Below are 10,348 nucleotides of genomic sequence, written 5' to 3'. Positions count from 1 at the left end.
GATAAGGCAAATGGGTTTTGTCTTATCTGTGATGGAGGAGTTATACTTGTAGAGAATACCAAAGAAAGTAATTTTGAAATTATACAATGAAACAATGTATTTGTGACCAGTTAGCTGATATTGTAGAGGGAGAATCAATCAAAAACTTTCAAGATAAAATAGCTTATAAAAAGATAGCTTTTTATCCTACACAATGGGTTACCCTTTATAGATGTGAATGTTGCTATACATTTTGGAAAGAAACCTATAAAGCAACAGGACACGGTGAAGTGCCATTTCTGATGAAAATAACTTTACCTCCCTATGCTACAACAGAAGACCTGCGAAAAAGTATGGTTATTATTAGAGAAATATTAGCTAACAAAGCTATTACTATTAATGAGGAACACTGTCAAGCCATAGCTTTAGAAGTTATGGGTATTTCTTATACCAAAGCAGGAGACTATTCCTCAGAAACTATTAAGAGTTTTGTTGAAGGTTATTTGAAAACAGTTGAAATATGAAATTACAAGCAACTCTATACATTCCTCAAGATAAGGAAGATTTTCATATAGATATTTATGATGAACAAGCCCCTGATTATCAAATAGCAGAAATATTCAAGGAAGGTGATAAAACAATCATTGATATATACAACAATCCTAATGATACCCACAAAAAATTGGATTTGAAAGAATTAATTGAGGTACTTACAAAGAGCTATGACGAATTGAAAAAGTAATTGTTATAGTACATATGATGGCTTAATAATAGAATATGCTTCTTATGATTTACTTACTCTTGGAGTTTCAGAAGAAATTATCATAAAGAAGTTATACCAGCATTTTGGTGATATTGTAGATTATCAAGAAAGAGAGTAACATTTAATTTTCTTTTATTATAGATTATGAAATTAGTCTTGTTATGTAATGAAAATTATTGTACTTTTGCCACTAGATATAGAATTATTTTTTTTAATAGATATGTTTTCTTTATTCAGAAAGGAAGTTGCTTATTTTTTCACCTCATCGGTAGGTTATGTAGTGATTGCTTTTTTTATGCTTTTTAATAGCCTATTTTTGTGGGTATTATCGGGGGATTATAATATAATAGAAAGCGGATTTGCTTCTTTACACCCTTTTTTTATTCTTTCGGCTTGGCTTTTTGTTTTTCTTATTCCAGCCCTTACTATGCGTAGTATTTCAGAGGAAAGACGTATAGGAATGCTCCTATTACTTTTTACTCGTCCTATTTCTCTGTGGAAGATTGTATTGGCTAAGTATCTGGCTGTCATATTTCTTCTTATAATACTTTTGCTTTTTTCGGGAGTGTATATATACATATTATGGAATCTAGGAAAACCGATAGGAAATATTGATATAGCTACTACAGCGGGTTCATATGTAGCCTTATTTCTGTTGGGGAGTACTTTTGCATCGGTAGGAATGATAGCCTCAGCGGTAAGCAAGAACCAAATTATAGCATTTATTTTGGCTACTTTTTTGAATTTTCTATTTTTCTTTGGGATTGATGAGCTTATAAGCATAATTGTAGGAGATATTTTTCTTTCATTTGGCTTCAAAGCTTATTTTGAAGATATTAGCAGAGGAGTTATAGATACCAGAAATGTTGTTTATTTTCTTTGTATTATATTTTTCTTATTATACTTGACCCAATTATCGTTACAAATCGAAAAAAAATGAAATTAATTAAGCCTTATCTTACTTCAATTCTTTTAGTAATTATTCTTTTAGGGGCAATTCTGGTCATTAGTAAGAGGTTCTATAAGCGTTTTGATCTTACTTCGGATAAGCGTTATACACTTTCAGCAACGACTTTGGACTTACTCTCAAAAGTAGAAGAGCCTATATATATAAAAGTGTTACTCAAGGGAAATATACCTCCCGAATATAAATCATTACAGACAGAGACTTTGCAACTATTAGAGGAGTATAGAGCTATTAATGATTATATTTCTTTTGAATTTGTAAATCCATTGGAAGGAAAAAATCCAGATGATCAGATTCAGAAGCTCAATTATGAGGGATTCACACCCTTATTGATAACCTCTTCACAGGAAGGGAAAACCTCTGAATCATATATTTTTCCTTGGGTAATTATAGAAAAAGGAGAAAAACAGCAGCGAGTTTCATTGATTCGTAACAAAATAGGTGCAACAACACAAGAAAAGATAGCTTTTTCTGTACAAAATCTAGAATATGCATTCTCAGATGCTTTATATAAATTATTAATACAGAAAGAAAAAAAGATAGCAGTCCTTAAAAGTAATGGAACTTTACCAGATATTCAGATTGCAGATTTTCTTCGTACAGAACAAGAATATTACCACATAGCCCCTTTTACTCTGGATTCAGTAGCTACTAATCCAGAGAAGACACTTAAGCAACTTTCAGAATATCAGTTATGTATTATTGCTAAGCCTACAGAAAAATTTTCAGACGAGCAAAAGCAAGTTCTTGACCAATATATAATGAAAGGAGGAAGGGTACTATGGCTTCTGGATCAGACTTCTATTTCGCTGGAGGACTTATATAAGCAGGAAGGACATACTATGGCAATGCCTATTGATTTGAATTTGGGAGATATGTTATTTAAGTATGGAGTTCGGCTGAATTATGATTTGTTAAATGATTGGTATTTTACCCAAGTGGTTGTTGCACAAGGTAATGGAAGTCAAACTCAATATATTCCAATACCTTGGGTATATTCGCCTATGATATTATCTTCAAATAATCACCTGATTACAAAAAACTTAGATGGTATTCGCTTACAGTTTGTTAGTAGTATTGATACTCTAAGTAACAATGTGAAAAAGACAGTTCTCCTTACTTCTTCTCCAATTTCTAAGCAAGAAGGCATTCCGAAGGAAATTTTTCTTGATTTTCCAGAGAAAACGATGGAAGGTTATAACAAAGGAAATTTTCCAGTGGCAGTACTTCTGGAAGGGAATTTTTCTTCAGCTTTTAAGAATAGAATAAAACCTATAGAACAACTAAAGAGTGAAGATGAGAGTATTGTTACAAAAATGATTGTTATTTCGGATGGAGATATTATAAAAAATGACATTCAGCAAGGAGAACCTATAGAATTAGGCTATGATAAATGGACTAATCAGTTCTTTGATAACAAAATATTTCTTCAGAATTGTGTAAATTATCTATTAGATGACACAAATTTTCTACAATTACGAAATAAGAAAATTTCATTACCTTTTCTGGATAAAAAATTTATAAAAGAAGAGAAAGTATATTGGGAGGTTATTGCTTTTGTAACTCCAATGATTCTTCTTCTTTTAATAATTATTATCTTTAGAATATGGTATCGAAAAGAATATTCATAATTTTTAGTGAAAAAATTTCACAATTCACTTTTTTGGAATATCTTTGCACTTATTTTTCTAATACAAACAAGTAATATGAGATTTATTGTATCAAGTACGTATTTATTGAAAAAGCTTCAAATAATAGGAGGAGTTATTAATAGTAATAATACAATGCCTATTCTTGAAAATTTCTTATTTGAACTATCTGAAAATAAGTTGGTTGTATCTGCGTCTGATTTAGAAACAACTATTAAAGGAGTGATTGAGGTGGAGAGTACAGATAGTATTAGTATTGCAGTTCCCTATAAGCTCCTTATAGACACCTTGAAGACATTTACAGAACAGGCTCTAACATTTGTCATTAATGATAATAATACAGTAGATATTATTTCAAATAATGGTAAGTATACTTTAGCTTATCTGGATAGTGCTGAATTTCCAACGGTTGTGGAAATAGACAATGCTGATAAAGTAACTATTCTAGGAGATATATTGGCTACAGCTATACAGAGTACACTATTTGCAACAGGTAATGATGACTTACGACCAATAATGAATGGAGTTTTCTTTAATTTTACGGAAGAGGCTCTTATCTTCGCAGCGACAGATGCCCATAAGCTGGTAAAATATGAGCGTAAGGACATAAAAACACAGCAACCGACTTCTTTTGTTATTCCTAAAAAGCCTCTTAACCTCCTAAAAGGAAATCTTGCAGGAAGTGAAAGTGAAGTAACAATTGAGTATAATGAAAGCAATGTAAAATTCTCCTTTGATGAGTTGGAATTTGTTTGTAGATTGATTGATGGAAATTATCCTAATTATGAAGCTGTTATTCCTAAGGAAAATCCTAATAAATTAGTTGTAAATAGAACTCTTCTACTGAACTCTACCAAGCGAGTATCTAATTTTGCAAGTAAGGCAACTCATCAAATGCGTGTGAAAATTGTAGGAAATACACTCCAGATATTCGCTGAAGATGTTGAATATAATAACCGAGCTGATGAGACTATTCCTTGTAATTATGAAGGAGATGATATGGAAATTGGTTTTAACTCAAAATTCTTTATAGAAATGCTTGGTAATCTTTCTTCTGATGAAATTCTTTTAGAGATGTCTTATTCTAATCGTCCAGGAATTCTTACACCAGCAGACGGCTTGGATGAAGGAGAGAGAGTATATATGTTAGTAATGCCTACAATGCTTTCTAATTCATAATAATAGTTTTAATATATAAAAGAAAAGTTCTCTATCAGAGGGCTTTTTTTGTAAAATAATAATACAATATGCAAGTATATAAATTTGGAGGAGCTTCTGTAAAAGATGCTCAAAGTGTAAGAAATGTATTTTCTATTCTAGAAAAAACAGAAAAAAAAGATATTCTTATTGTTATTTCAGCAATGGGGAAAACAACAAATGCTCTAGAGGAGGTTGTTGAGAGTTATTTTAAAGATAAAAACTCTTCAGAACAGAGTCTTCAAAAAGTAAAAGATTTCCATTATACAATAATAGATGAGCTTTTTGAAGATAAAAATCATCCTGTTTATTGGAAAATAGATGGGTTATTTGGAGAAATTACTTCTTTTATTGATAGAAATAAATCTCCTAAACATAGTTTTGTGTATGATCAGATAGTTGGCTTTGGAGAGCTTCTTTCTACTACAATTATTAGTCATTATCTTAATGATAAGGGGATTCGTAATATATGGTTAGATGGGCGTAATTTGGTAAGGACTAATAGTAATTACAGAGAGGCTGAGATTGATTGGGAAGAGACAAAACGTAATATATGTGATAGCATAAAACCTTCATTAATGTACATCACACAAGGATTTATAGGAAGTGATTCTAACTATTTTACAACAACTCTCGGAAGAGAAGGTTCTGATTATTCTGCAGCTATTTTTGCTTATTGTCTTCAGGCAGAGAGTGTTACTATATGGAAAGATGTTGCTGGAGTTCTCAATGCTGACCCTAGATATTTCAAGCAAACAAGATTATTAGAGAAAATTCCTTATCAGGAAGCAATTGAGCTTGCTTTCTATGGAGCTTCTGTAATCCATCCTAAAACCTTACAGCCTCTTCAGAAAATGGAAATTCCTCTGAATGTGCGTTCTTTCTTAAATCCAGAGGCGAAAGGAAGTTCTGTATGTAAAATCAATGAACTAACTCCAAAAATTCCTTGTTATATAAGGAAACAAAACCAACACCTACTTTCCCTATCATCTCTTGATTTTTCTTTTATAGGGGAGGAAAACATCAGTTTTATATTTAATCTATTGGCTACTTATCAGATAAAAGTTAGCTTATTGCAGAATTCTGCTATTAGTTTTAATATATGTATAGAGGATAAATTTAAAAACTTACATTTTCTGTTAGAAAAATTAAGAGAAAAATTTAAAGTAGAATGTATAGAAAATGTTATACTTTATACTATTCGTCATTCCTCTAATGAAGATTCTTTTGAATTTTTAGATGATCAGAAAGAAATACTTCTAGAACAATTTGCCTTAAATACACTTCAGAAAATAGTTCGTGAATAAAACGATAAAAATTTGTTTATTCATAATAAAAGATGTATTTTTGGTCACAAAAATAGAAAGAGATGTTACAAGAAGCTTCATTTATAGATTTTTTTGGGTATTTATTTATAATACTACTACTTTTAGGTATTTTTTCTCGTTTGTTTATACAATTAATGCCTGTTATAATTCGTTTCTTATTAAAGAGAAGAATGGAAACTATGCAAAGACAATTCTTTGATCAACAGACGTTTAAAGAGAAAAAAGAACAATCACAATATAATAATTCGTCAGCTAATAATACAGGAAGAAAATCTTCTAAGGATAAGAAAATAGTAGGTGAATATATTGATTTTGAGGAAATTGAATAAAAATTATATGAAAGAAAAGATTCAAAAGGGATTACCACATCTAGTTTGTGTTTTCCTTTTTATTGGAATTGCTTTAGCATTTTTTTATCCTGTATTACAAGGGAAACAATTACAACAGAGTGATATTGTCCAGTATATAGGAATGTCTAAAGAGAGAAATGATTTTAGGGAAGTACGAGAAAGTTATTGGACTAATAGTGCTTTTGGAGGGATGCCTACTTATCAGTTGGGAGCTGAATATCCTCATAATTATATCAAGAAAATAGATAAAGTTATCAGGTTTTTGCCTCGACCTGCGGATTATCTATTTCTGTATTTTATTAGTTTTTATGTGTTTTTGCTAGTCCTAAAGGTGAATTATAAGTATTCTTTCTTAGGAGCCTTAGCCTTTGGTTTTTCTACCTATCTGATAATTATTCTTACTGTGGGACATAATGCTAAGGCACACGCTATTGGCTATTTTGGCTTTGTGATAGCAGGAATTTTACTTTCTTTTCAGAGGAAATATATTTTAAGTTTTCTACTGACAACCATAGCTTTAGCCTTAGAGATTAATGCTAATCACTTCCAGATGACTTATTATTTGTTATTACTTGTAATAATTATAGGTATTGTAAAACTTTATAATGCTATTCGTAAGTCAGAGGTGAGGAATTATTTCAAATCGGTAGGGGTTCTCTTTAGTGCAGCTATTTTTGCTATCCTATTGAATGCGACACTGTTATTAACAACTAAAGAATACGAAAGTTTTAGTACACGTGGAAAATCAGAATTAACCCTGAATGTAGATGGTACCAAGAAAACTAATTCAAGTGGCCTTTCAAGGAATTATATAACAGAATACAGTTATGGAATCTTTGAATCGTTGAATTTGATTGTACCAAGGCTTTTAGGAGGTTCTAATAATGAAAATCTAGGAGAAAAATCTCAGACATACAATTATTTAATTTCTAATCATTTTCCTCAAGAACAAGTTTTACAATTCACAGAACACTTACCTACCTATTGGGGAGACCAACCTATTGTAGCGGCTCCTGCTTACATTGGTATTGTTGTGTTTTTCTTCTTTATACTGGCTTTATTTATAGTAAAAAATAGGGTTAAGTATTGGCTTTTATCAGGTATTATAGTTTCTTTATTACTTTCGTGGGGCAAAAATCTAAGTTTTTTAACTGACTTTATGATAGATTATTTCCCTTTATATAATAAATTTAGGGCTGTTTCTTCTATACAAACTATTTTAGAATTTTGTTTGCCAGCTTTGGCTATTTTTGGATTGTATCACTTTTTGACTCAATCACAAAAGGAAGAATACAAAAAGCCTTTATTCTATACAGGGACTATTGTAGGAGGACTTTTATTATTCTTATGGCTAGCAAAAGGAGGTCTTTCTTTTGAGGGAATTAATGATGCTTATTATTCACAAGTATATGGAAATGAATTATTAGAGCAAATTATACAGGATAGGAAAGATATATATACTTATGATATTCTGAGGGGATTTTTGTATATAGGTTCAATTTTTGTAATATTGTATCTTTTTTGTATTAATAAAATAAATAAAAAATTAGCTTTTATATTTATATGTATCTTGATGGTTTGGGATATTGTAGGGGTTACAAGTCGTTACCTACGAGAGGATTCTTATTCATTTCCGTCTGAGATTAATAATTATTTTACTCTCTCTGAAGATGAGTCCGAGATTCTTCAAGATAAAAGTATTTTTCGGGTATTCTCTATAAATGAAGCTCTTAATGGAGCAAGAACTTCTTATTCCTTTCATTCTGTAGGAGGTTATCACGCCGCTAAGCCTCGTAAGATTCAGGAATTATTTGATTATCAATTCTATGGAAATAAAAATCCTGAAATTCTTAATTTACTAAATGTTAAATATATTTTACAATCAGATAAACAAGGACAAACCAGAGTAATGACGAATCCTGATGCTCTTGGTAATGCTTGGTTCGTCAAGAATCTTTATGTTCTCAAGAATGCGGATGAAATGATGAAATCATTGGATACGCTTTCTGTTAAGGAAAATGCCATTACTCTTGATACAAATTTAAAAAATACTCATTACATAACAGATAGTTTGGCGGGTATTAAATTGGAACAATATGAGCCTGATAGACTGGTATATACTTCTGATAATCAGCAGAAAGGATTGGCTGTATTTTCAGAAATTTATTACCCTAAAGGTTGGAAAGCTATTATAGACCATAAGGAGGAGCTTCCTATTTATGAAGTGAATTATACCCTTAGAGCTTTGGAGATTCCTGCAGGAAAACACCATATAGAATTTTTATTTTCACCGAAATCAGTAGAAATAGGAGGGAAGATAACACTCTTCTCATCAATTATCTTCCTTTTGGTAGCGATAGGAATCTTCTTTCGAGAGAATTTCTATTTAAAAAAGCTTAAACAAGAGTAATTTTTCAAATTTCACATTATTCTCTAGACAATCTATACTTAATGAAAATATTTTATATTATAATTTTATCTTTTTTCTCTTGTAGTCAGTCATCTCAGCAAAAACGTATTCCGAAATCTCCTCATCCAGATTTGAAGAAGGAAAACTTACAGGGAGCCATTAAGAAGCAAATTTTTGTTACATATACTTTTATTGAAGATTCTCTTTCTCATAAGCAAAGAAAAGAGAAAGTGTCAGAGCATTCCTTTATTTATGATGAGGATGGTTATGAGAAGGAGAATATTTTTGTTAATGATAGTATTGAAGAGCGGATAATTTCTCACTATGACGAAAAACATAGAAAAGTTTCTGAAAATTTCTTCTGTAAAAATCTGAAAAAACAGAAAACGAATCAGGTTCTTACTAATTATGTGTATGATACATTGGGATATGAGACAAGTAGGACTACATATGATTTTTTAGATTCATTAATACTTATTGATAAAGTTCTTTCTGAATATGATAGAGAGGGTAAAATATCAACTATTACTAAGTATCAGTATACTAAAAAAAAATGGCAACCCTTTGAAAAAGAATCATATAAGTACAATCGTAAAGGTTACCAGTTGGAAAAAGAATCCTCATATTACTATATGGGATTATGGCTTTTGAAAGGAAAAGAAGTAAACAGATTTGAGCAAGATTCATTATTAATAGAAAAACTTTCATACAATTATAAAATAGATAATTCTCCTAATCGTTTGTTGTACTCTTATGATAATTATTTACAACATATTACATACATAAATTCTAAGGATAGTATTACACAAGTAGAATCATATTTGTATAATCGTCAAAATAAAATCTCCCAATATATGGAATATACTCCACAAGGGGTGGAGAAACAACGAATTTTCTATATGTATACACCTTACGGGAAAAGCCTACAGGAGATTGTATATAATGGAAATTCTGAGAAAGAAAGATTTGTATATCAGTATGATTCTCAGGGAAATGTCATTAGAAAAACACTCTATCAAGGAAATAAGATAATAGCTTATACAGAAGTGAAATATATCTATTATAATTGATTTTAAAGATCTTGTCAAAAAATTTAATGAATATAAAAATCTTATATTTACACGGCTTAGATAGCTATCTGCATCAGGATAGGAGGGAGGTACTCACTCCTTATGGAGAGATATTCGCGCCTGTCTTTGATTACAAAAATAATCCAGAGCTATTCACTCACTTATACGAGGAATACCAAAATATTGATGTTATTATTGGATCCAGTGCAGGGGGGCTTATCGGCTATTTCTTAGCGCAAAAGCTACAAAAACCCTGTGTATTGTTCAATCCTGCGCTGAACTACCAGCACGAAATGCCCTTTGCTCCTTTTTGGGATAAGCAGTATAAGGAGTATATGCTCCTTGTCATAGGGATGCAGGACGAGGTGATCCCCTATAAGGAAAGCCTACCCATAGCCTTAGCCGACAAAACTCCTGAACAACAGGTAGAGATACATCTTATACAAAATCTGGGACACCTCTATCCCATTGAGATTTTCTCAAGAGAATTGAAATTTTTCTTTGACAAAATCAGTAGTCAGTAGGCAGCTGTCAGTAGTCAGTCCCTAAGCTGGTACAAGCTTGCAGCTCTTTATTTATAAAAAGCTTAAACTCAAAATTTAAAACTCAAAAATAATGAATAAGGAAACCATCAT

Annotated in this window: 10 protein-coding genes; all 10 read left to right on the top strand. The window is 31.0% G+C overall.

Annotation, left to right across the window (positions count from 1 at the left end; genetic code table 11):
* Positions 1-281: 281 nt before the first annotated feature.
* A complete protein-coding gene (locus RYK20_RS10155; protein ID WP_314895338.1) occupies positions 282-503 on the top strand; it encodes a succinylglutamate-semialdehyde dehydrogenase in 222 nt (73 codons plus the stop codon).
* A complete protein-coding gene (locus RYK20_RS10150; protein WP_314895337.1) occupies positions 500-721 on the top strand; it encodes a hypothetical protein in 222 nt (73 codons plus the stop codon). Before RYK20_RS10155 ends, RYK20_RS10150 begins: the two co-directional genes overlap by 4 nt.
* A gap of 241 nt (positions 722-962) precedes the next feature.
* Positions 963-1,682: an ABC transporter permease subunit gene (locus tag RYK20_RS10145; protein ID WP_314895336.1), complete on the top strand. Its 720-nt coding sequence runs from the start codon at positions 963-965 to the stop codon at positions 1,680-1,682.
* Positions 1,679-3,340, top strand: a complete 1,662-nt coding sequence (gldG, locus tag RYK20_RS10140) for a gliding motility-associated ABC transporter substrate-binding protein GldG (protein WP_314895335.1) — start codon at positions 1,679-1,681, stop codon at positions 3,338-3,340. The genes RYK20_RS10145 and gldG overlap by 4 nt, the downstream gene beginning before the upstream one ends.
* Before the next feature lie 75 nt (positions 3,341-3,415).
* A complete protein-coding gene (gene dnaN, locus RYK20_RS10135) occupies positions 3,416-4,537 on the top strand; it encodes a DNA polymerase III subunit beta (protein WP_297979238.1) in 1,122 nt (373 codons plus the stop codon).
* A 68-nt stretch (positions 4,538-4,605) separates the two neighbouring features.
* Entirely contained in the window at positions 4,606-5,862 is a 1,257-nt protein-coding gene (locus RYK20_RS10130) for an aspartate kinase (protein WP_314895334.1), read from the top strand.
* Positions 5,863-5,924: 62 nt separating this feature from the next.
* Positions 5,925-6,212 (top strand): DUF4834 family protein, encoded by a 288-nt coding sequence (locus RYK20_RS10125; protein WP_314895333.1) that lies wholly within the window; start codon positions 5,925-5,927, stop codon positions 6,210-6,212.
* 7 nt (positions 6,213-6,219) lie between these two features.
* Complete coding sequence (locus RYK20_RS10120) at positions 6,220-8,643, top strand: hypothetical protein (protein WP_314895332.1); 2,424 nt, start codon at positions 6,220-6,222, stop codon at positions 8,641-8,643.
* Between the two features lie 41 nt (positions 8,644-8,684).
* The gene (locus RYK20_RS10115; RefSeq protein ID WP_314895331.1) at positions 8,685-9,713 is read left to right on the top strand and encodes a sugar-binding protein; all 1,029 of its coding nucleotides are present in this window, start codon (positions 8,685-8,687) and stop codon (positions 9,711-9,713) included.
* Between the two features lie 26 nt (positions 9,714-9,739).
* Complete coding sequence (locus RYK20_RS10110; protein ID WP_314895330.1) at positions 9,740-10,237, top strand: YqiA/YcfP family alpha/beta fold hydrolase; 498 nt, start codon at positions 9,740-9,742, stop codon at positions 10,235-10,237.
* Positions 10,238-10,348: the final 111 nt, after the last annotated feature.

Origin of the sequence: uncultured Capnocytophaga sp., assembly GCF_963525585.1 — a bacterium.
Lineage (GTDB): Bacteria > Bacteroidota > Bacteroidia > Flavobacteriales > Flavobacteriaceae > Capnocytophaga.
Note: the sequence above shows the minus strand (reverse complement) of the source record. Positions and strands in the feature narration are given on the sequence as shown.

What these genes read in the sequence shown, in the direction of transcription:
- RYK20_RS10155 (WP_314895338.1), top strand. Translation starts at nt 282, where the DNA reads ATGAAAATAACTTTACCTCCCTATGCTACAACAGAAGACCTGCGAAAA.
- RYK20_RS10150 (WP_314895337.1), top strand. Translation starts at nt 500, where the DNA reads ATGAAATTACAAGCAACTCTATACATTCCTCAAGATAAGGAAGATTTT.
- RYK20_RS10145 (WP_314895336.1), top strand. Translation starts at nt 963, where the DNA reads ATGTTTTCTTTATTCAGAAAGGAAGTTGCTTATTTTTTCACCTCATCG.
- gldG (WP_314895335.1), top strand. Translation starts at nt 1,679, where the DNA reads ATGAAATTAATTAAGCCTTATCTTACTTCAATTCTTTTAGTAATTATT.
- dnaN (WP_297979238.1), top strand. Translation starts at nt 3,416, where the DNA reads ATGAGATTTATTGTATCAAGTACGTATTTATTGAAAAAGCTTCAAATA.
- RYK20_RS10130 (WP_314895334.1), top strand. Translation starts at nt 4,606, where the DNA reads ATGCAAGTATATAAATTTGGAGGAGCTTCTGTAAAAGATGCTCAAAGT.
- RYK20_RS10125 (WP_314895333.1), top strand. Translation starts at nt 5,925, where the DNA reads ATGTTACAAGAAGCTTCATTTATAGATTTTTTTGGGTATTTATTTATA.
- RYK20_RS10120 (WP_314895332.1), top strand. Translation starts at nt 6,220, where the DNA reads ATGAAAGAAAAGATTCAAAAGGGATTACCACATCTAGTTTGTGTTTTC.
- RYK20_RS10115 (WP_314895331.1), top strand. Translation starts at nt 8,685, where the DNA reads ATGAAAATATTTTATATTATAATTTTATCTTTTTTCTCTTGTAGTCAG.
- RYK20_RS10110 (WP_314895330.1), top strand. Translation starts at nt 9,740, where the DNA reads ATGAATATAAAAATCTTATATTTACACGGCTTAGATAGCTATCTGCAT.